The following is a 21,163-nucleotide window of genomic DNA, read 5'->3' as shown; positions in this document are numbered from 1 at the left end:
CTCACACCCGATTACTCGTGAGTTACTGCTCGATAAGGAAAGAATTATTCTGCCTGACCCGAATTGCCTCGGGTCAGGCAGAAAGTCAAATCAACTTATCCTCAACCGCCATCCGAACTAATTCAGCCGCGTTGCGTACCTGTAGCCGACGCATCATATTGGCCCGGTGATTATCGACCGTCCGAACGCTGAGCTGGAGTTTCTCGGCAATTTCGCGGCTGCTCATGCCATCCACCAGAAATTGAAGAATTTCTTTTTCTTTGTTGGAAAGTTTCGACTGTCGCTCGGTGCGGCCGTGCCGACTTCCTTTTTTCAGTTGTTGCATGTAGCCACTCAGAATGATGGATGCAACGGGCGAACTGTAGTATTTTTCTCCGCTGGCAATGGTGCGGATCGCTTTAATCATTTCGTCGGACGATGAGTCCTTCAGTATATATCCATAAGCACCAGCCTCAACTGACCGTAGGATATAGTCTTCATTGTTGTGCATGGACAGCATGAGTACCCGCACACTTTTATACAACCGGCTGATAACCTGCGTCGTCTGAATTCCCGACATGCCGGGCAGCGAAATATCCATCAGAATCAGTACGGGTAGTGTAGTATTTGCCTGATGTATTTTCAATTTATCCAGTGTCTCTTCCCCATCATTGGCCTCATCGATAATTTCCAGCCCTTCGGCTTGCTCCAACAAGAGACGGATGCCGTCACGAACGATTGAATGATCGTCTACGAGCATTAATTTAGTAGGTGTCATACTGAGCAAAACTCGTTTGATAAGGTACGGTAATTTGTATTTTTGTCCCTTTCCCCGGACTGGAATTGATCTTAAACTTGCCGTTAACCAGTTTGGTTCGTTCCTGAATATTCTGCAAGCCCTGAGAGGGGGGGCGCGATTTATCGATTCGACTAAATAAATTGTTTAACTCCTGAACCGATTGTACTGGTTCACTGAGCTGTTTTTTTTCAGGCATCTGAAAACCCGTTCCATCGTCACTTATCACTAACTGCAAAGAGTGTCCCCGTTCCTTTAGTTCAATCGTTATGTGGGTCGGATTGGCATGCCTGACGGCATTGCTAACCGCTTCCTGGGTTACCCGGTACAACATAATTTCAATGTTTTTATCTAAGCGAGGGCCGTTGGTTGCCAGATTCGTTTTAAACGTAACATCCATCGTTTCACTGCGATCATGATCGGCCAGCATTTTAATGGCGGGTACCACCCCAAAATCGCTCAATACACTGGGCATTAAATTGTTGGATATCGTACGGGTTTCCTGAATGGTTTGTGTCACTAAGCTCTTCAGCGTTTTCAGATTGGCCGAGTACGTTATTCCGGTATTCTGTTCGCTGGCGGCCCGGGTGAGCCCGGCTTCAAGTCCTTCTATCTGTAATTTAATAGCCGTTAGCATTTGCCCAAGACCGTCGTGCAGTTCACGCGACAGCCGTTTGCGTTCCTCTTCCTGACCGGCAATCAGGTAGGATGTTCGGATTTTCTGCTGATCTATTTGTTGCTCATACTGTTGTTTTGTGGCATCAAACAGTTTCTGCCGGGTCACTTTCAACGATCGATTTGCACTAAGCAACTTTTTGTTGGCGGCCGTTGTCTGGCTTTCGGCTTCTACCAACTGCTCAAATGCCTGTTTCAGTTTTTGAGCAGCGGGCCGAAAAATCAACCAGCCAATACCAATAAGCACTAATCCCGTAAACAGGTAAAGGTAGAACTCAACGGATTGCATTGAGTTAAGTTTATTTCTCAATTCAGCGTTATACTCCAGAACAATGCCATCCATTTTTTCCAGAAATGGCTTTTCATTCGCCAGCAATAGCTTCAGGCTAGCCTGTACATCGGGCCGTTTAATTTCATCGGGGTGCTGCAACTGCATCAGCCGACGGTTACTTTGCTGAAATGCTTCAAATTGTGGTCGAATTCCTGCATAAAGTTGCTGTACTGCATCCGAATTGATAATCCTGACTTTAGGATTGCTGATATTACCTACCCGGCTTTGCAGGTGGTATTTTTCGAAAATGGGAAACAGTCGTCGTAATTCGCCCACGTTTTCAACGAATCTGTTCTGCTCGCCGGGATCAGCCAGCAGCAGGGCCTGTTTCACAATCTGCTGGCTTTGGTGTCTTTGCAGGGCTGCGTGCCGGATAACCAGCAGTTCCTCCTGGATAGACCGAATGCGCGATTGGGTCAATACCTGCCCCATTGTCAGCAAAACAGCCAGAATTATAAGCCACGTCATGTACAGATGCGTGAACCGGACGGGAATTCCCAGGCCATTTTTTTCGTTATCGTCGGGTAAATCAGTCAATGGAATTGACGCAAAGTGAGTTAGTAAAAGTAATCTTTTTTGTAGTTTTACCTCTATCTTATCCTGTTAAAGCATTTGAACGCTATGAGCCGTATCGTGATTCCTTTCCTTTTCGTGTTGTTTTTTGCTTCGGCTTTCCGGCCAGCTACATTGCCGGTTGAGCACATAAGTACAACCAAAGTAACCCTTCATACGGCTGAGCCTGTAAAGTTATCATGGGAGATTCTGCGCGATGTAACATTCAAGAAAAAATGGTACGCTGAAGAGTCTGTTTATATGCTCTACCCCACCTTTGGGCAAAGTATACAGAAACTGAGTGGCAAAACGGTCGACCTGACGGGTTATGTGTTACCAGTTGATCTGGAATCGAATACGTACGTACTGTCTGCTTTCCCGTATAGTGCCTGTTTTTTCTGCGGAGGTGCCGGACCGGAGTCGGTCGTATCACTCAAGTTCAAAAAGACCGATAAGAAATTCAAAACCGATGAGCGGCATACGTTTCGGGGTACGTTCAAACTCAATGCCGACAATATTTACGAGCTAAACTATATTCTGGCCGATGCCGACGTATTGCCGTAATTGCTCAAAACATTGATTAACGATAATAGCCGCTACCTGTCTGGATAGCGGCTATTATCTTTTGGGGTACAGTAGTAAAAGAAACAGACCAGCCCCAAAACGGAACTGGTCTGTTAAGGTGGAGAATATCGGAGTCGAACCGATGACCTCTTCCATGCCATGGAAGCGCTCTAGCCAGCTGAGCTAATCCCCCATCAAACCGCTGTTATGCGTTTTGTGGGTGCAAATATGAGAAAAAAATCAACGCACCACAAACCTGCACCTGTTTTTTTGGGTCAATCAACATACTTTCCCGCTCAACAGGTTAAACTTTGTTTTGTATTACCTATTGTGTAGTTTTGACAATAGTCCCTTACCAGTATGCATACCGTTTATATTATTTACAGCCCATCTACTGACAGGTATTTCATCGGTCAGAGCAAAGACCTGAAAATCACCCTTTGGCAGCATAATGCCAAAACGAACCCCGCTACGGCTGATGGGAAGCCGTGGGAAGTTAAATTTACCCAGCCATTCGCTACCCGCAACGAAGCACTAAGTCTGGAAATGAAGTTAAAGAAGAAAGATCGCGCTCACTGGGAAGAACTCATTAACAATACTCAACCGGCTACCTGACGGTTTATCCATATAAACAGAAAAACCGCCTTGAGGGCGGTTTTTCTGTTTAAAGCCTGTCGTTGACTGTCATGCGCTAAAAAGGGCGCAGCGCCTTCACAAAACGGCCTTTAAAATAGTCTGCGTACAGGTTGTCTTCCCGAACCCCCCGCGATGATGACGCATGAATGAAGCGGATATTCTGTGCACCGTTTACTTCGGTTACAATGCCCGTATGCGACACATAACCCGCCTGACCTTTGTCGGGCACGAAAAAAATCAGGTCACCCGGCAGAATTTCGTTTACCTCCACTTCGTGCCCCACTTCTGACTGTTGCCAGGAAATACGGGGCATTTTCAGCCCTACTTCGTTAAAAACGGCGTAGACCAGACCGGAGCAGTCAATACCGGTTGTAGTGTTACCCCCCATCCGATACGGTGTTCCGGTGTAGGTACGGGCTATTTTTACCACTTCGGGTACGTACCGATTCTCGTAAGTACGGCCATCAACCACTTTACTGGGTGCCTTAACGTTAGTTTTGGGTGAGCGAGCTGATGATTTCCCCGTTGTTGTTCGCCTGGCAACCGGACGGGATGAGGAAGAGCGACGACTAACCGATGGGCCGGAGGAACGAAGAACCTCGCAGGCCGTTAGTAAAGAGAGTAGGCAGGCGCTCAGCAGTACGGGACGTGCTAGTTCCCGAAACCAGCGTAGTTGCATACGGGATGGGGTTAAGTTAACAAGTACTTTATTGTAACGCAAAAGCATATAAGACTAATGCAACCTATTAAATTTTCATGGATAATGCAATGCGTTTCCGGGCCTTATCGACCTCCAGGACCTTAACTTTTACTTTCTGGTACACTTTCACCACCGTTTTTGGGTCGGAAACGTAGTGGTTGGCCAGTTGAGAAACGTGAACCAATCCGTCCTGCTTGACACCAATATCCACAAAGGCCCCAAAAGCTGTAATGTTGGTAATGACCCCATTCAAGAACATCCCTTCCTGCAAATCATCCACGGTCCGAACGCGGGCATCGTATTCAAATACCGACAACTGCTCGCGGGGGTCACGGCCCGGTTTGGCGAGTTCAGCCAGAATATCGCGCAGTGTTGGTAAACCTGCCGTATCACTAATGTACCGGTTTGGGTTGATGGACTGGCGCAGGTCGGGATTCTGAATAAGGTCCTGAATTGTACTGCCGGTATCAGTCGCCATCTGCTCAACGATAGCGTACCGTTCGGGGTGAACGGCGCTGTTATCCAGCGGGTTTTTTCCCCCTTCGATCCGTAAAAATCCGGCGCACTGCTCAAACGCTTTCGGCCCCAGCCGGGGCACTTTCCTGAGTTGATCGCGGGAGGTAAACGCACCATGTTCGGCCCGGTAGTCAACAATATTTTCTGCTAACTGTGGCCCCAGGCCCGAAATGTACCGCAACAAGTGGGCACTGGCCGTATTGAGCGAAACACCCACCTGATTGACGCAGCGTTCCACGACGGTATCCAGACTCGTTTTCAGATTCGCCTGGTCAACATCGTGCTGGTACTGCCCCACCCCAATAGATTTAGGATCGATCTTGACCAACTCGGCCAATGGGTCCATGAGTCGGCGGCCAATACTAACGGCTCCCCGCACGGTAACGTCGTGGTTGGGAAACTCCATGCGGGCCACCTCCGACGCCGAATAGATAGATGCTCCCTGCTCACTAATTATGTAAGTAGGTATCGACTCGCCCGACGGTTTTGTCAGGCCTAAACTACGGACAAATTCTTCCGTTTCGCGTCCGGCGGTGCCGTTTCCAATGGCGATAGCGTCAATTTTGTATTTTGATACCAGGTTGTTTACGGCGAGGGTTGCCTGTTGCCGCTGCGCGTCGGATTGCGCCAGATAAAGCACCGTATCGATCAGTAAATTGCCCTGGGCATCCAGACAAACTGTTTTGCAACCTGTCCGGAAGCCAGGGTCGATGGCCAGAACCCGCTGCTGGCCGAGGGGCGGGCTGAGTAACAGTTGCTGGAGATTATCGGCAAAAATCTGGATAGCTTCCATATCTGCTTTTGCCTTCGAGTGCTGGGCAAATTCGGTTTCGAGCGAGGGTTTGAGCAGGCGTTTGTATCCATCCCGGATGGCAAGGGACATCTGCTCTTTACAAGCCGGCGTACCGGAGCGCTCAGCGATAAACTGCCGCTCAAGCCGCTCGATAGCTGCTTCTTCGCCAGGGCTGATAGTAACGCTCAAAAAGCCTTCTGCCTCTCCCCTGCGCATAGCCAGCAACCGGTGCGAGGGTACGCGTTTCAGGGATTCTTCGAACGTAAAGTAATCGGTGAATTTTGCGCCCTCTGCCTCTTTCCCTTTTTTGACGGTGGAGCGAACAGTAGCTTCCCGCTCAAACAGGTTACGGATACGCTGGCGGGCATCGGCGTCCTCACTGATTCGTTCGGCCAGAATATCGCGGGCACCCTGCAAAGCGTCAGCCACGGTTGGAACCGTATCCGACAGATACCGCTGCGCTATTCGTTCGATACTGGTTTCCCGCTGGGCAATAAGTACATTGGCGAGTGGTTCCAGACCCCGCTCGATAGCCATGGTGGCGCGGGTTTTGCGCTTTTGCTTATACGGCAAGTACAAGTCTTCCAGGTCCGTAAGGAAATTAGTATCGGCTATTTTCCGACGCAGTTCGGGCGTTAGTTTGTCCTGTTCGGCAATGGACTTCAGGATAGCCTCCCGGCGTTTGTCGAAGTCCAGCAATTTCTGGTAGGTGTCCTTAATCTGGCCAATTTGTACTTCATCGAGCGGGCCACGGTCGGCCGATGCGGTAGCTTCTTTGCGGTAACGGGCAATAAACGGGACCGTTGCTCCGCCGTTAAGTAATTCGATGGTGGCTGTTACTGACTCTAGATTGAGGCCAAGCTGGGCTGCCACCCGTTGTTCGGGCAATTGGGTCATAGACGATTTGTTCTACCCGCAAAAATGGCTCAACGAACTGACAGGGCAAAAAAAAACATGCCTCGCGGCATGTTTTTTACAACGGTTGTCTTTATATCTTACAATTAAGCTATTTCGACGTTCACGGCGTTTAAGCCTTTCTTACCGCGCTCGACATTGAATTTAACTTTGTCGTTCTCACGGATTTGGTCGATGAGACCGGAAGCGTGTACAAATATGTCTTCGCCACCTTCATCGGGTTTAATGAAGCCAAACCCTTTGGTTTCATTAAAGAATTTTACAGTTCCTGTTTGCATTGTTTGTTTTAAATTTGGGCGAATAACGACACTAAAATAATACTTTCCAAATCTACGCGTAAAATAAAAGCGATAATTACTAAATATTTTCAAAAGGCCCGTTTTTCGGGCTAAATCACGCCGAATTTGTGCTGAGTCATGCAACCGTGCCTGTCCCAAATCGTTTTTATTTTATTTGTCACAAACAATCAGTGATTGCTGTTGCCTATAATTTCACTCACTTGTTTGCGTAATTTTGGCCACTTAATCAAAATTTGGTGTAGTGAAGATTGATCTGACCTGGTTCATGCGAGTAGCGGGCATTATAGGAGCGTTATTTATTGGTGGGTTGAATGTAGCTTCATCACAAGTCGTTAGTGGTAACGACGCCAGTCCTACGTTGTACTCCTACTGCCAGCAGTTTCAAATCTTATACATCCAGGTTAGAGAGCAGACGATTACCCCCGACTCCGCCCGGTTGCAGTTTAGCCACATCATGCATGGGTTGCAGGACCGGTTTCACAGCCAGCAGAGTTACCATCAGGATTCATTGCAGCAGGATAGCCTCCGCCGGACGGGCTTGTATTTTTCATTCCCTATCCGGGGTTATACAACCAGCGCTATTGGCGGTACACACGGTGAAGGCTACAGAGGCAGGGGCTTCGATTTGTTCGATTATACCGTTAAAGGGAGCCATCCGGCGCAGGACATTTTCATTGCCGACCGTAACCAGAATGTTCTTGACGATGTGACCGGGAAACCAGCTGACATCCTGTCGATGAGCAATGGCTTGGTACTGGCTATTGAAACCGCCTGGAAACCTGGTTCCGATTACCGGGGGGGCAACTGGATTTGGGTATATGATCCCATTCTTAACGGGCTTTTTTATTACGCCCATAATAACGAGGTAATAGTAAGACCCGGCCAATGGGTAGCCTCTGGGCAAAAACTGGCCGAAATGGGACGAACAGGCTTCAACGCCTATAAAGCACGCTCTCCCACGCATTTACACCTGATGTATCTGCAAATCCAGCCCAATGGTCTTCCAGAGCCCCTGGACACCTATAAGTGGCTACTAACTGCTAAGCTGACAAAAAAATGAGCTGAGAGCAGTTCGTTTAGTTTAATCTTTCTCGCTCGAATTAAATTAACTATTTACTTTCTTTTAAACGGCTTCGAAAGCGCAACTGGCGATTTTCGAAAATCTATGTTACTACAGGCCCAGTTATAGTGTTATTAGGCTAGATCTCACAACATTTGATGAAAGTGGTGGTCACTTTACTCCTCCGAATCAATGTATAAATAGTCTCCATACCGCAATTCATGACCATAGGCAGGATATGATGATCGCCGATAATAGTTGGGATCATCTAAACTAACTTCACTCAATTCTTTTATTGACTCTACATAAGTATTGATTTTCAAGTTCATAATTCGAGCGCCGTGAGACTTTCTGCCAGATATTGATCTTAGCGAACCGCTATCAAACACGATGACTTTTCTTGTGCTACTTACCAATACAAAATCCTTGTTATCAGAAATTTGCGTTATAAATACGCATTCTTCTCCTCTAAAAACTCTGCTCAGTTTTCTACGATTCGTTAGAAAACTGTTCGTATATATTTTAGCGACGTAACCATCTTTGAATCCAAAGATCAAACGGTGGTCTGATTCGTCGTCATTTGATATACCAATTATAGCAATACATTTTTCCCCACGGTCAAATTCTATACTTGCCTTCAACTGCCTTTCAGATTTGTATCCTTGATTATATGTTTTGTAAACATTACCAAAAGACGTGAATAGAAGAATTTCAGGGCAATCATACCATTCTTTAAGCTCGTTTATCACTTGGCTACCTACAATAGCATTAGAAACATCATAGTTCGTTGGCTGGAATTCAACCAACTGTTTCACTGTCTCTTGCTGGGTTGTTATTTTCCCATAGAGCCTAATGTCGCTTAGTTCTTTCAACTCGTCAAGAACCTGTAGCCAATCTTGAATAGGCAACACAACTGAGGTACGGCTGCCATGCTCGTCGATTATGTATTGTGGATAAAGTGTTTTATTCATGGCAAATATTTCTAAATTTCATCTAGTTTCATTCCGCCATTTTGAGCAGTTCATTCAGTTTCAGCAGGGCTTCAATTGGCGTCAGGCGGTTGACATCGATGTTACGGAGTTTCTCTTTAATGGCTTCCGATTTTGGATCGCCGGATTCGATGATGCGCAAGGCTAATTCCCGTTCCTGGGGGACAGCGTCCCGGATTCGTTCTTTATTGTTTTCCCGATTGTGCGATGATTCCAGTTGTTTCAGAATCTCGTTAGCCCGGTTCACAATCTGAGCGGGCATACCAGCCATCTGCGCCACGTGAATCCCGAAACTGTGCTCCGAGCCGCCCTCTTTCAACTTCCGCAGAAAAATTACTTTATTGCCCAACTCCTTGACCGACACGTTATAGTTTTTAATGCGCGGGTTATCAGCCGCCAGGTCATTCAGTTCGTGGTAGTGAGTAGCAAACAGCGTTTTGGGACGACAGTCGGTTTTGTTGTGCAGGTACTCCGTTATGGACCAGGCAATCGAGACACCATCGTAGGTACTGGTGCCCCGCCCGATTTCATCCATTATAATCAGGCTCCGTTCGCTCAGGTTGTTCAGGATACTGGCCGTTTCGGTCATCTCGACCATAAACGTACTTTCGCCCCGAGATAGGTTATCCGAAGCCCCAACGCGGGTAAAAATCTTATCGACAATGCCAATTTCGGCTAGTGATGCCGGTACGAAACTTCCGGCCTGCGCCATCAGCACAATGAGTGCCGTTTGCCGTAACAACGCCGACTTACCAGCCATGTTCGGGCCGGTGATAATGATAATCTGCTGGGTTTCGTCGTCCAGAAAAACATCGTTCGGGATGTACGGTTCGCCGGGGGGCAGTTGCTGTTCAATGACCGCGTGCCGCCCGTCTTTTATGTTCAGCACTTTGCTTTCGTTGATTTGCGGGCGAACGTATTTACTTTTCACGGCTACCCGCGCAAAGGAAGCCAGCACATCCAGCACCGACAGTACCCGGGCATTTTGCTGAATGGCACCAACGTATTCGCCAGCCGCCAGGACCATCTCATTGAACATCCGGGCTTCAATCTGAAAAATCTGCTCCTCAGCGTTCAATATTTTCTCTTCGTACTCTTTCAATTCAGGCGTGATATACCGCTCAGCATTCACGAGGGTCTGCTTCCGAATCCAGTCCTCCGGCACCCGGTTTTTGTGGGCGTGGGTCACTTCCAGGTAATAGCCAAACACCTTGTTGTAGGCTACCTTGAGCGAAGTGATACCTGTTCGCTGCACTTCGCGCTCCTGCAACTGCACCAGGTAATCTTTGCCCGAATAAGCGATGGCCGTCAGTTCATCCAGCTCTGCATTGATGCCCGATTTAATCATGCCACCCTGATTGGAGAGCGTTGGCGGGTCTTCGCGTAGTTCGGCCTCGACCCGGTCAATCAGGAATGAAACCGGGTTGAGCTGGTCGGCGTACTTTTTCAATGAACCGGAATGCTGACCGGGTAATTCCTGTTGGCTCAATGCCGTAATGAGCAGTTCCTTTATGGGTAAAACGTGTTGTAGTGACCGTTTTAGTTGCAGTAGTTCACGAGGGCTTATTCGCCGAACGGCTACTTTGGACACCAATCGTTCAAGGTCACCAATTTGCCGGAGATGATTCGCCGTCGCATCGGCAAAGTCACTATCCGCCACAAACTGCCCGACCATGTTCAGCCGTTCGTCAATCAGGGCTTTTTCTTTCAGGGGCAGGTTGAGCCATTTACGCAACAGGCGGGCCCCCATCGGCGTAACGGTCTGGTCCAGAATCTGAATCAGCGGAACGCCCCCCTCCTGCTGGGCGGCCGTCAGTTCCAGATTGCGGATGGTAAAGCGGTCAAGCCACACATAGCGGTCTTCTTCCAGCCGGGTAACGCGGGTAATATGCTGAAGGTCTTTGTGTTCCGTTTCGTTGAGGTAATGCAGAATGACCCCGGCTGCGATGATGCCATCGGGCATCCCTTCAATACCAAAGCCTTTGAGCGAGGTAGTCTGAAAATGCTGCTTCAGGAAATTGTAGCCAAAGTCGTAGGTAAAGGCCCAGTCTTCCAGCGTGTAGGTGTGAAACTTATCGCCGAAGAGTGCGCCAAATTCCTGCCGGTTCCGCTTGCAGTACAATACTTCTGACGGGTTGAAACTCTGGAGCAGTTTATCAATATAGGCCCCATTACCCTGCGACGCCAGAAACTCACCCGTAGAGATATCCAGGAACGATATTCCAAATGTGTCATCCGACTTACCAAAATGAACGGCTGCCAGGTAATTATTGCGCCGGGTATCGAGTACGTTATCGTTGAAGGAAACGCCGGGCGTGACCAGTTCGGTAACACCCCTTCGCACAATGCCTTTAGCCAGCGCAGGGTCTTCCAGTTGGTCGCAAATGGCCACCCGCTCTCCCGCCCGAACCAGCTTAGGCAAGTGCGTGTCGAGCGAATGATGCGGAAAACCAGCCAGTTCTTCGTTCGATCCGCCGTTGTTTCGTTTGGTCAGAGTAATACCCAGAATTTTACTGGCCCGGATGGCATCTTCCCCAAACGTTTCGTAGAAATCCCCCACGCGAAAGAGCAATAGCGCACCGGGATATTTGGCCTTTATCTGGTTGTACTGGCGGTTGAGGGGCGTTTCATTCTTCTTTGATTGAGGTTTTACGGACGAGACTGATTTCACTAAAGTACGGGTATTAGTTTACACAAATTTACCGAATTTGGGCGTAAATCGCACAGCTATTTCTACCCGCAGCCGGTCGGTGGTTAGGTGTTAAACCCTCTTTTATTGGTAGCTGGTGTTGTAAGTTTGCGCTATGAACAAGGACACCCCCCGTAAGCTGACCCTCCACGAACTCAATCGCCTATCCGTCGATGCATTTAAAACGGTCGAAAAATTCCCTTACTGCCTGATTTTAGAAAATATCCGAAGCCTGAACAATGTGGGTTCGGTATTTCGCACGGCTGATGCGTTCCGGGCCGAAAAACTATATTTGTGCGGCATTACGGGGCAACCACCCCACCGCGACATTACAAAGACGGCCCTGGGCGCTACAGAATCGGTAAACTGGGAGTACGTACCCGATGCGTTGACGCTGGTTAAACAGCTGCAACTGGATGGCTGGCTCGTAGCCGCCATTGAGCAGGCAGAAGGCAGCACATCGCTTACCGATTTTTCACCGATTGCCAACAAATCCTACGCGTTTATACTGGGCAATGAGGTTACGGGTGTGGGAGATGAAGTGGTTCAACTGGCCGATTTAGTGCTCGAGATTCCGCAGTTTGGCACCAAGCACTCCCTGAATATTGCCGTTACGGCAGGTATCGTCTGCTGGGATTTCCTACAAAAACTGTAACGAAAACTTAATATTGAATTTTTGATTGTCCCGAAAATTCCGTATTTATTTGTAGATTTTTTCTCTATAAAGCATATGGCAAACAAAGCCCTAAAAACCAAACAAAAATCGCTGGCGTCGGAAATCGTCAGTTCACTCGAAGCTAAACTAAGTGAACTAGGTGCTGCTTCTAAAAAAATGAAGAAGTCCATCGAGAAGTCGGCGGAAAAGCTGGCTAAGAAGTTGGCAAAAATGGCGCACAAGGCTGAAAAGAAAGCGGCAAAACCAGCAAAAGCGTCTGAAAAGAAGGCTAAAAAAGAAGCGTCGAAGACGAAGAAAAACGCGGACAAAACGGCTAAAAATGCAGCCCGTACAGCCAGAAAAGCAGCAAACGCAGTGAAGAAGACACCAGCGCCAGCAGCACCAGCTTCGACGTCAAAACCAGCCACTTCGGCCAAGAAACCAGCTTCGACGTCAAGACCAACTCCTGCGCCAAAACCAGCGGCTACTGCCAAAACACAAGCTCCCACGCCAAAGCCGAAGGCTGATCAGCCTGCCCGTACCAGCGCAACACCGGACGCTACACCAGAATCAGCAGCCGAAGCACCCACCGGGAAATAGCAGTCACCTCTCCTAACGCTCGTCTAATAAAAAGCCCGTTAATGGCGGGCTTTTTTGTTGGCTGTTTTTAGTTTTTAGGGTAATTTCGTGTGACATTTACAACGTAAATACATCCAACGGGCAATGCATTTCATTCGCTCGTTCAGGCTTCTAGCACACCCATAACAGATAGCCTTATGCCACCTCGTTCTGTTGCCTACTCATTATTTGGGCTTACGGTACTGCTCTTTCTGATTGCAGCAGGGTTTGTTTACGGCAATTGGTCCTCCATCTCCATCCCGGTTCCCTCCATAGGCTGGCTCCCTTTATTCGGACTTCTGTTAACGTCGCAACTGTTGATGGGGTATTCAATCTGGTGGTTACTGCGCCGGGAGAAACCAGCCGAGCAGACCGAAGTGCTGCATTCCATTGTTCACGAATTTCAATCACCTATCACGGCTATCCGCATGGCAGCCGATATTCTGGATTCCCCCATTGCCCGGAATCAACCCGAACGAACAGAGAAATATGTACGCATCATTCGGGAAGAAGCGGAGCGCTTACAGCAACAGGTAGAAACGATGCTGACCCTGGCTCGTGCGGACAAAAACACGCTGGTCCTTAACACCGAGCCTATTCATTTGAACCAGTTGCTCCATTCGGTAGCGGAGCGGCACGGTACGTACCTGAAATTAAATCTGGCCGGTAGTGACCCCCATGTACTGGCCGACCGGTTGCACCTGACCAACGTTTTCTATAACCTGCTCGACAATGCAATTAAGTATAGTGCCGGTGAGCCGGAAATAACCATCTACACCAGGAACACTGCCGACGGATTAACGATTGCAGTGCAGGATCGGGGTATTGGCATTGCGCCCAAAATAATAGCGCACATTTTCCAGCCATTCTTCCGGGTGCATGACCGGAACCAGCCCAGCGTGAAAGGTTTCGGCCTGGGACTAAGTTATGTACAACGCATTATCCAGTCGCACAAATGGACAATATGGGTAAAAAGTGAATTGGGTAAAGGTAGTGAGTTTCTGATTCAGGTGCCACCGTCTGCCCTCCTGCCCTCAACGGCGGTACTAAGCGATGGGGAGTAGGCAGGAGTAGACTAACGTATCCTGTAAGCAGAAAAGCCGGACGACTTTCTCATTGAAAGTCGTCCGGCTTTTCTGCTTACAGATTGCCCGTCAGGTAGTGACCAGGTTACTTCGCGTTCATTGCCTGACCGGATTTCACTACTTTCATCACACCGTTCATAATCCGCCAGTGACCGGGGAAGGTACAAACGAACGGGTAGTCGCCGGGGGTGTTGGGAGCGGTGAATTTGAGCCGATACGTCTGGTCGGGATTTACCAAAGGTGTAGCGGCAATAACCTGCGAAATAGAGGGCACGTAGTTCTTTTCCGCCCCATCTTTAGCCGTAATCAGCTTGTCGGCAGCGGCCCCGATAATCTCCATCGTTTTGGGTTTACCAATCACCAGGTTATGCTGCATGGCATCGGGATTTTCGAGCACAATTTCAATGGTCTTACCCGCCGTAACGGTGAATTCCTTTTTGTCGTAGCGCATTTCCTCCCGTACGGTTTTCAGTCGTACCACCTCTACGTTGGGGTCAACAGGTTCTTCTTTCGTCAGCCCCCAGGCTTCGTATAGTCGGCCTAACCGTTCGCGGTTATCGGCAGATACGGTCCCATTCAGGCTGGCTAAGAACGACCGGTCCGCTTCCGGCACCGTTGCCTTCTGCTTCAGGTTCCACCCTTCCGACACGCCCTTCACAACGGCTTCGCTCTCCGCCGGACTCAGTTTCTGCGTTTGCCGAAGCATGTCTACCACCGCTTCAATGGGGGCTACAGATGCGTAGCTGCGCGTAGCCCGTTCCAGCGTATAAGCGCTCAGACTTTGCGGAGCGCGGTAGATCAGGGTATGGGTAGCGTTGTTGTTTTGCTCGTTACTTTCCGCAATCTTATTCTCACGGTCGAGCATGACCGATATGATATAATCACCGGACTGCTCGAATAGTACACCCATATCGCCCACCCACGGTCCATTGTTCGATTTCGTAATCGTAATGGTTTCTCCGGGCTTAATTCCGGTGTCATGCGTAACGCTGATAAAGTCAATTTTAGACGCATCCGCCATTCCTTTCGGCCCTTCAACCCGCACTGACATCGGAATGGGTGTTCCTGCCGGAATAGCAGCCCCCCCCGCATTAGTCACGTCGATGAAGACTTGTGCCCGCTCCCGAACCGCCGGAGAATTGGGTGTGGTACGAACAGCCGCCACAATCAGGTCTGGCAGGTTGCTTACAGGCGGAGTTGACGCCATAGAGGCCGTCATGACGGGTGCTGATGCCTTGGCCATGTCCGCGTGGTTATGTGCCGACATAGCCGAACCGGCCTTAGCTGGTGTATTCACCGCCAGTTGGTTTACGTACGTTTTCAACAACCGTCCGTTCTGGCTCGTCAGCATACTGGCGAACGCATCGGGCAACCACCGGTCATTCACTTCCTGCGCTCCGGCAGTGCTGTTTAGTCGGGCCAGTACAGCGGCATCGGCGGTGGGATTCGATGGCAGTTTTGACAACGCCAGTATGGTATTCAGCACCACCAGCGGTTCTTTGTCGTTCAGCATGTTCGCTTCCAGCAACGTACCAGCCACTTCGCTAGTGGTCGGCATTACCTGAATAGCCGTTTTACGAACTGCTGGTGCCGGGTGTTTCAATGCCTGTTTAACGGCCATCAACGCATTCCGGTCAGCGCCATCCAGTACGTTTAATCCATTTAATATCCACAGCGCGTGAATAGCCGCCGGGTTGTTGCCAATCTCATCCAGCGACTGGTCATTGACCAGGGCAATCAATTGCGGCACTACGTCCTTGTTGTTTCGTTCGATGAGCAACCGCTGGGCGGTCGTGCGCCAGAACATGTTGGTGTTCTTCAACGCGGCAATCAACTCTGCCGGACGGTCTTTGCTCAGGGCCATTGGTGTATAGGCAGGTGCTCCTTTGTAGCCTACGCGGTAAATGCGGCCATGCGTGAAATCCCGAAGGGAGGTTTCGTAGGCATTACCCGAACCGTTGGTGGCTCCTTTGGGCGTGGGGTTATGCTGGATAATATAGCTATACCAGTCAACAACCCAAACAGCTCCGTCTGGCCCCACTTCGGCAAACACGGGCGCAAACCATTCATCGGCACCGGCCATCAGGTTAAACCCAACGGCATCCGAAAAATCGGTTCCACTTTTCTGCATCACGTTCTGGTGGACAATGTGGCCCGTTGGCTCCGACACGAAAGCAATCTGGTTCCAGTATTTTTTCGGGAAAGCACGGGCAGTGTAGAAGTTATGCCCGGCGGCAGCGGTAAACCCACCAAACACGTCCACCTGTCGCACCTTTTCGGTGATGGGTTTCATGTCTTTATGGGTATCCGTACTGCGACTACCGTTTTCCCGGATGTGGGGTGCTCCGTTGAAGTACCGGTTTGGGATGGCCATGTACCAGCCGTGTGAGTTGTTGGCCGTTGAACCAAAAATGTCACCGGTTTCCGTGAAGCCCAGTCCCCAGGTATTATTGGATGTTCCCGTTACATATTCCAGTTGCGAGCCATCCGGTTTGAACCGGAAAAAGCCCTGACCGAATTTCACACTATCGGCTCCCACTTTCCCTTTGAAACCGGAATAGCCAACGCTGCCCCAAATCCAGTTGTCGAAACCATAATGCAAGTTGCTAGGACCAGCATGCGTATCGAACGTACCAAAACCGGTGAAAACAACTTTCTTCACATCGGCTTTATCGTCGCCGTTGGTGTCCTGCAAAAACAGCATGTGGGGCGCCTGCGATACGTACAACCCGCCGTTGCCAAACGCCATTCCGGTAGGAATACTTAGTCCTTCGGCGAAGTTGGTGAACTTGTCGGCCTTGCCATCGTTGTTCGTGTCTTCACAAATGACGATGTAGTCAGATCCTCCTTCGGGTTTACGCTCGTTGGGATAGTCTTTCGTAACAAGGGCGTAGAGCCGTCCACGCTCATCCCAGGCCATCGCGATGGGGTGCATCACGTTTGGCTCATGAGCGAACAAATCGAGGGTAAAATCAACCGGCACCTGAATGTGCTTCATGGACTCCTCCGGCGAGAGTGGTTTCTGCTCTCTTTGAGGACCAGGCCGCTTTTCGTAGTTAGGAAGCTGTGGGGCTTCCTGATAGGCAAAAGGCTGTGGATTCAGGTCATCATGCAATTTTTTCACCTTGTCGCCCACGGCCCACAGGATACCACGCTCCAGCAGTTGCTGAAACCCGGGTTGCAACCAGGTGCGCTCATCGTGCCCGTAGGCCGTATAAAACATGCGTCCTTTGCCATACTGCCGGGTCCAGGTATAAGGCTCCTCTTTAGCATCAGGACGGTCTTTTGTCTGGTCGGCTTTAATGTCCCGAACGGCCAGCACGTTATTGTCCGGTTGCAAATGGTTGTGCAAATACGTTTCATCGTAGGCTTTGAATGAGGGCAAACCTGCTACAATTGGATTAGCAGGCTGCGTGAAGCGGGTTTGGATGGTGTCCATCCGATGCCGCCAGAACTGACCACCCACTACCTTATCGACGTACTCCGGCGAATTGCGGAAACAATAGGATGCGCAATGCACCGGAATGATGCCGTGACCTGACGATACGTAATCGAGCAACGCCTTTTCCTGCGGTTTGCCAATACTGTCCCAGTTGGCATAAATAAGCAGACCATCATATTTGTTCAGATTTTCGGTGTTGAGGTCTTCCAGCTTATCGGTATACGTAAAGTTGATACCCTTAACCCCCAAAGCCGCCATGATTTCCGGCACCCGCTCAATGGGTTTGTGGTGGCCGTTGTCGCCGAGGAACAAAATCTCCGTCCGACGCGGTTGAGCATTGCCAGACGAAGAGGTTCCTTGTCGGACGGCCGTTTGAGTTGTCGACTGGCGGGCGCACTGGGTAAGCACTACAACCAAGGCAAACGCGGTAATTAGTTTTTTCATGATACCATGTTGTCTACACGTTAAAATCAGGTAATTGAATCAATTTTCCGCCCTGCATAGCCGACTCGTGCGCCAGAATACCGACGCTGGTCCAGTTGGCCGACTGGGCTGCATTGGGGAACGGGTCACGGTCTTCGACCAGAGCCGACACGAACTCATGCACCATGTGCGGGTGCGACCCACCGTGGCCTCCCCCCTGCGTGAACGATAAGTGCTGGGTTTCGTCGGCATCATACACACCTTTGGTCGTGAATCGCTGAATTTCTTCCGGCAGGTAATGGGCGTAGTCAGGGACGGCTACTTTCGCCGGAATTTCGGGTTCAGGCTTTTTAGCGGTGTGAATTACCGGTTCTTCGTCTTCGATGAGTTGCCACTCGAATGATTTCTTATCGCCGTACACCTCGAAGCTCTCGCGGTACTGCCGCGCTACGTCAAACAATGACCGATACACGTACGCCGACAAATCACTGTTCTTGAACTTGATATGCGCCGACTCAACCGCAAAGGGCGAGTTGTGAATCTTTGCCAACTCCTCCCGAATCGTACCCGACCCAAAACAGGACACGTAATCGGCTTCCAGTTTGAGCAAACCCGCTACCGGCCCCACGCAGTGCGTAGCGTAGTGCATGGGCGGCAGACCAGGCCAGTAATCGGGCCAGCCGTCCATATCCTGCTGGTGACTGGCTTTCAGAAACTGCACCTTTCCAAGCTCTCCTTTTTCGTACAATTCTTTAACGAACAGAAACTCGCGGCTGTACACCACCGTTTCCATCATCATGTATTTTTTACCGTTTTCCTTCGTGGCACGTACGATTTCCATACACTCCTCCACCGAGGTAGCCATGGGCACGGTACAGGCAACGTGCTTACCGGCCCGTAATGCTTTCAGGCTTTGCTCGGCGTGGTTTGGAATGGGCGAGTTAATGTGCACGGCATCAACATCAGGGTCAGCCAGTAGTTCATCGTAGCTGCTATACCGCTTTTCGACGCCGTAAGCGTCCCCAATTTCATTTAACTTTTGTACGTTACGCTGGCAAATAGCGTACATGTTTGCCTGCGGATGCCGCTGGTAGATAGGAATAAATTCGGCCCCGAAACCCAGGCCAACGATTGCGATGTTTATCATTTTTAAAGAGCGAAAGGGTAAATGAGCGAACGAGGGAGTGTACGTTTAAACCAGAGCGCTTTGCCCGGTGACCCGGTTTGGCTCTTTCACTCGTTCACTCTTTATTTTTATAAATGCCAGTCCGTCCACTGCCAGTTGCTCCGGCGACTCGAACATGGGTCGGAAAATATGGGTAGCGGCTGCCAGTTCGGGCGGGTTAGGCCCAAATGCTTCGATGGCGATGGGTCCATCGTACCCAATCTCGTTTAGTGTACTGAACACTTCGTCGAAGTTGATATGCCCCTGTCCGGGCGTGGAACGGTCGTTCTCTGAAATCTGAACGTGAACCAGATAAGGAGCTACTTTGCGTAAGGCATCAGCCACGCTCTTCTCCTCCATATTGGCATGAAAGGTATCGAAAGCCGCCCGGCAATTGGGGTGATTAACCTCCTCAATGTACCCCACCAGTTCGTCGGCGCAGGTAAGCAGATAAATTTCAAACCGGTTCAGGTATTCGATGGCCAGTGTCACGTCTTTCGTTTGAGCGTGTTCGGCCACCTCCCGCATTCCCGTTACCGACCAGTTCCACTCCTCGGCCGTGGCAGGCTTTCCGGTAAAGGTTTTGAAACCCGCATACATGGGTCCCATCAGAAGCTTTGACCCAACCGCGGCCGCACAGTCAACCACCTGTTTCAGGTAATCGATGCCGGCCCGACGTACGGTTTCGTCGGAACTGATAAGGCTATATTCGGGGCCGCAGATAGTGCAGGTTTGCACACCCAGGCCCAGTGCTTTTGCCTGATGACCCAGGCGCTGCCATTTGGCCAGATTAGTGTCATTAATGGGCATTTCGACAAAGTCAAAGCCATTCGTTTGTAGGAATGACAACGTATCAGACAGATCTTCGTCCATAGTCATCGTCCAGACAAACATATTCATTCCTACCTTATTCATATTCATTCCATAAAAAATCAAACAAATATAAACAGCTTATATCTTTGTATATTAGCTTTTATTAGCGAATACTAACTTTATTTTTGCTTATATTAGAAATATAATTCACTATTTGCGTTAAAAATCAGCAATTAGATGAAACAACCGCTACGAAAAGACCTTGAGCCTGTTTCAGCCTCGTTCGTTGTAAAGGAGTTGGTTGAACCGCATTTCGATCCAAACTGGCACTTCCACCCTCACTTCCAATTGTTTTTGGTAGAAGAAGGTAGCGGTACCCGTTTTATTGGTGACTCAATCAAGCCATTTAACCCTGGCGATCTGGTTTTCCTCGGGCCAAACCTTCCCCATCTCTGGCGTAGCGATCAGGCTTATTTCGACAGACAGTCGACGCTGGCGACGAAGGGCATTGTGGCCTATTTTACGGAAGATTTTCTGGGCCCCAGTTTTTTCGAAAAACAGGAGATGGCCCCATTGCGCCAACTGCTGAACCACGCCCGACAGGGACTGGAGTGGACGGGCCCTACCCGTAAACGAGTAGCTACAGTGCTCCGGAGTCTGGCAACACAACCAGTCAGTTTCGAGCGGGTGCTGAATTTTCTGACGTTACTGAATGAGCTTTGTTATGCCACCGACTACCGGTATCTGACTAGTGTAAGCTATACCAATACCGTTAAGCCAAATGAAACCGACAGGATGCAGTTGGTCCATGATTATGTACTGGAGCATTTCCCGGACGAACTGAGTCTGGACCGGGTTGCTGATTTGGCGGGTATGACTTCCCCCGCCTTTTGCCGCTATTTCAAGACCCGCGCCAATAAAACATTTTCGGAGTTTGTTTCGGAAGTGCGCATTGGGCACGCCTGCAAGTTGTTGATGCATGGCAAACTCAACATTACTCAGATCAGCTTCGAGAGTGGTTTCCGTACGCTCTCGAACTTCAACCGACAGTTCAAGGACATAACGGGCCAAACGCCTTCAGCTTACGTGAAAACCTATCGTCAGTTATAAAAGAAGGGCAACCCCCCCAGGAGCTGCCCTTCTTTTATAACTGACACCTACGATAGTAGGCTAAGAACGTGTTTGGGAATTGAAGAGGATTGAGAATCGTGTCAACTTTGTATCGACCAAAATGCAAAGTAATGACCAAACAGTGGGAGCCACTGACCGACCCTCAATGGGCCGCAATTTCGCCTTTTTTTAATCTCAAACGCAAACGAAAAGTTGACCTTCGAGAGGTTGTGGACGTCATCTTATGGTTGCTGCGTACGGGCACACAGTGGCGTAACCTGCCCGCTACATGGCCCCACTGGCAGGCCGTTTATTATTACTTTGACCAATGGAAAAGTAATGGAACCTTTGAGCGAAT

Annotated in this window: 18 protein-coding genes and 1 tRNA gene; 8 read left to right on the top strand and 11 right to left on the bottom strand. The window is 49.6% G+C overall.

Going from position 1 to position 21,163, the window contains the following annotated elements; translation table 11 throughout:
• Positions 1–85: 85 nt before the first annotated feature.
• Together B156_RS0112610 and B156_RS0112605 are read right to left on the bottom strand one after the other, a co-directional pair.
• Positions 86–757: a response regulator transcription factor gene (locus B156_RS0112610; protein ID WP_483852519.1), complete on the bottom strand. Its 672-nt coding sequence runs from the start codon at positions 755–757 to the stop codon at positions 86–88.
• Complete coding sequence (locus tag B156_RS0112605) at positions 744–2,318, bottom strand: sensor histidine kinase (RefSeq protein ID WP_018620083.1); 1,575 nt, start codon at positions 2,316–2,318, stop codon at positions 744–746. The genes B156_RS0112610 and B156_RS0112605 overlap by 14 nt, the downstream gene beginning before the upstream one ends.
• Before the next feature lie 84 nt (positions 2,319–2,402).
• Here B156_RS0112605 and B156_RS0112600 point away from each other — a divergent pair, with 84 nt between their 5' ends.
• Positions 2,403–2,897 carry a hypothetical protein gene (locus B156_RS0112600; protein ID WP_018620082.1) on the top strand — a complete coding sequence of 165 codons (495 nt, stop codon included), beginning with the start codon at positions 2,403–2,405 and terminating at the stop codon, positions 2,895–2,897.
• Positions 2,898–3,016: 119 nt separating this feature from the next.
• On the opposite strand, the gene B156_RS0112595 is transcribed toward B156_RS0112600, so the two are convergent.
• Positions 3,017–3,090 (bottom strand) — tRNA-Ala (locus B156_RS0112595).
• 167 nt (positions 3,091–3,257) lie between these two features.
• Between B156_RS0112595 and B156_RS0112590 the strand changes: the two genes are divergently transcribed.
• Positions 3,258–3,512 carry a GIY-YIG nuclease family protein gene (locus tag B156_RS0112590; RefSeq protein WP_018620081.1) on the top strand — a complete coding sequence of 85 codons (255 nt, stop codon included), beginning with the start codon at positions 3,258–3,260 and terminating at the stop codon, positions 3,510–3,512.
• 76 nt (positions 3,513–3,588) lie between these two features.
• On the opposite strand, the gene B156_RS29135 is transcribed toward B156_RS0112590, so the two are convergent.
• The 3 genes from B156_RS29135 to B156_RS0112575 form a co-directional block, all read right to left on the bottom strand.
• A complete protein-coding gene (locus B156_RS29135) occupies positions 3,589–4,212 on the bottom strand; it encodes a C40 family peptidase (protein ID WP_040585564.1) in 624 nt (207 codons plus the stop codon).
• 67 nt (positions 4,213–4,279) lie between these two features.
• Positions 4,280–6,439 (bottom strand): Tex family protein, encoded by a 2,160-nt coding sequence (locus B156_RS0112580; RefSeq protein ID WP_018620079.1) that lies wholly within the window; start codon positions 6,437–6,439, stop codon positions 4,280–4,282.
• Between the two features lie 104 nt (positions 6,440–6,543).
• Positions 6,544–6,735: a cold-shock protein gene (locus B156_RS0112575; protein WP_018620078.1), complete on the bottom strand. Its 192-nt coding sequence runs from the start codon at positions 6,733–6,735 to the stop codon at positions 6,544–6,546.
• Positions 6,736–6,997: 262 nt separating this feature from the next.
• Between B156_RS0112575 and B156_RS0112570 the strand changes: the two genes are divergently transcribed.
• Positions 6,998–7,816: a M23 family metallopeptidase gene (locus tag B156_RS0112570; RefSeq protein WP_018620077.1), complete on the top strand. Its 819-nt coding sequence runs from the start codon at positions 6,998–7,000 to the stop codon at positions 7,814–7,816.
• 176 nt (positions 7,817–7,992) lie between these two features.
• Here the strand turns inward: B156_RS0112570 and B156_RS29130 are convergent, their stop codons facing one another.
• Both B156_RS29130 and mutS read right to left on the bottom strand, forming a co-directional pair.
• A complete protein-coding gene (locus B156_RS29130) occupies positions 7,993–8,787 on the bottom strand; it encodes a hypothetical protein (protein ID WP_018620076.1) in 795 nt (264 codons plus the stop codon).
• Between the two features lie 28 nt (positions 8,788–8,815).
• A complete protein-coding gene (mutS, locus tag B156_RS0112560; protein ID WP_018620075.1) occupies positions 8,816–11,476 on the bottom strand; it encodes a DNA mismatch repair protein MutS in 2,661 nt (886 codons plus the stop codon).
• Between the two features lie 133 nt (positions 11,477–11,609).
• Between mutS and B156_RS0112555 the strand changes: the two genes are divergently transcribed.
• From B156_RS0112555 to B156_RS0112545, 3 genes are all read left to right on the top strand, one after another.
• Positions 11,610–12,149, top strand: a complete 540-nt coding sequence (locus tag B156_RS0112555) for an RNA methyltransferase (protein WP_018620074.1) — start codon at positions 11,610–11,612, stop codon at positions 12,147–12,149.
• Positions 12,150–12,170: 21 nt separating this feature from the next.
• Positions 12,171–12,749, top strand: coding sequence for a hypothetical protein (locus B156_RS0112550; RefSeq protein WP_018620073.1), 579 nt, complete (start codon positions 12,171–12,173; stop codon positions 12,747–12,749).
• Between the two features lie 176 nt (positions 12,750–12,925).
• On the top strand, positions 12,926–13,831 hold the full coding sequence (locus B156_RS0112545) for a sensor histidine kinase (protein WP_018620072.1): 906 nt from the start codon (positions 12,926–12,928) through the stop codon (positions 13,829–13,831).
• 106 nt (positions 13,832–13,937) lie between these two features.
• Here the strand turns inward: B156_RS0112545 and B156_RS0112540 are convergent, their stop codons facing one another.
• The 3 genes from B156_RS0112540 to B156_RS0112530 are packed head-to-tail and all read right to left on the bottom strand — an operon-like array spanning position 13,938 to position 19,797.
• Entirely contained in the window at positions 13,938–17,738 is a 3,801-nt protein-coding gene (locus B156_RS0112540) for a PVC-type heme-binding CxxCH protein (RefSeq protein WP_018620071.1), read from the bottom strand.
• A 13-nt stretch (positions 17,739–17,751) separates the two neighbouring features.
• Positions 17,752–18,864, bottom strand: coding sequence for a Gfo/Idh/MocA family protein (locus tag B156_RS0112535; protein ID WP_018620070.1), 1,113 nt, complete (start codon positions 18,862–18,864; stop codon positions 17,752–17,754).
• Between the two features lie 45 nt (positions 18,865–18,909).
• A complete protein-coding gene (locus B156_RS0112530) occupies positions 18,910–19,797 on the bottom strand; it encodes a sugar phosphate isomerase/epimerase family protein (protein ID WP_052635758.1) in 888 nt (295 codons plus the stop codon).
• A gap of 135 nt (positions 19,798–19,932) precedes the next feature.
• Between B156_RS0112530 and B156_RS0112525 the strand changes: the two genes are divergently transcribed.
• Positions 19,933–20,805: an AraC family transcriptional regulator gene (locus tag B156_RS0112525; RefSeq protein ID WP_018620068.1), complete on the top strand. Its 873-nt coding sequence runs from the start codon at positions 19,933–19,935 to the stop codon at positions 20,803–20,805.
• 131 nt (positions 20,806–20,936) lie between these two features.
• Positions 20,937–21,163: transposase (locus tag B156_RS0112520; protein WP_018618896.1), on the top strand; the 227-nt coding region annotated here is incomplete at its 3' end.

Source organism: Spirosoma luteum DSM 19990 (assembly GCF_000374065.1).
Lineage (GTDB): Bacteria > Bacteroidota > Bacteroidia > Cytophagales > Spirosomataceae > Spirosoma > Spirosoma luteum.
This window is presented reverse-complemented; position numbering and strand designations above follow the sequence as displayed.

Bases quoted from the DNA above. Each gene is read 5' to 3' on its own strand.
- B156_RS0112525 (WP_018620068.1), top strand. From the start codon at position 19,933: ATGAAACAACCGCTACGAAAAGACCTTGAGCCTGTTTCAGCCTCGTTC.
- B156_RS29135 (WP_040585564.1), bottom strand. From the start codon at position 4,212: ATGCAACTACGCTGGTTTCGGGAACTAGCACGTCCCGTACTGCTGAGC.
- B156_RS0112535 (WP_018620070.1), bottom strand. From the start codon at position 18,864: ATGATAAACATCGCAATCGTTGGCCTGGGTTTCGGGGCCGAATTTATT.
- B156_RS0112600 (WP_018620082.1), top strand. From the start codon at position 2,403: ATGAGCCGTATCGTGATTCCTTTCCTTTTCGTGTTGTTTTTTGCTTCG.
- B156_RS0112540 (WP_018620071.1), bottom strand. From the start codon at position 17,738: ATGAAAAAACTAATTACCGCGTTTGCCTTGGTTGTAGTGCTTACCCAG.
- B156_RS0112590 (WP_018620081.1), top strand. From the start codon at position 3,258: ATGCATACCGTTTATATTATTTACAGCCCATCTACTGACAGGTATTTC.
- B156_RS0112610 (WP_483852519.1), bottom strand. From the start codon at position 757: ATGACACCTACTAAATTAATGCTCGTAGACGATCATTCAATCGTTCGT.
- B156_RS0112555 (WP_018620074.1), top strand. From the start codon at position 11,610: ATGAACAAGGACACCCCCCGTAAGCTGACCCTCCACGAACTCAATCGC.
- B156_RS29130 (WP_018620076.1), bottom strand. From the start codon at position 8,787: ATGAATAAAACACTTTATCCACAATACATAATCGACGAGCATGGCAGC.
- B156_RS0112530 (WP_052635758.1), bottom strand. From the start codon at position 19,797: ATGAATAAGGTAGGAATGAATATGTTTGTCTGGACGATGACTATGGAC.
- B156_RS0112545 (WP_018620072.1), top strand. From the start codon at position 12,926: ATGCCACCTCGTTCTGTTGCCTACTCATTATTTGGGCTTACGGTACTG.
- B156_RS0112580 (WP_018620079.1), bottom strand. From the start codon at position 6,439: ATGACCCAATTGCCCGAACAACGGGTGGCAGCCCAGCTTGGCCTCAAT.
- B156_RS0112575 (WP_018620078.1), bottom strand. From the start codon at position 6,735: ATGCAAACAGGAACTGTAAAATTCTTTAATGAAACCAAAGGGTTTGGC.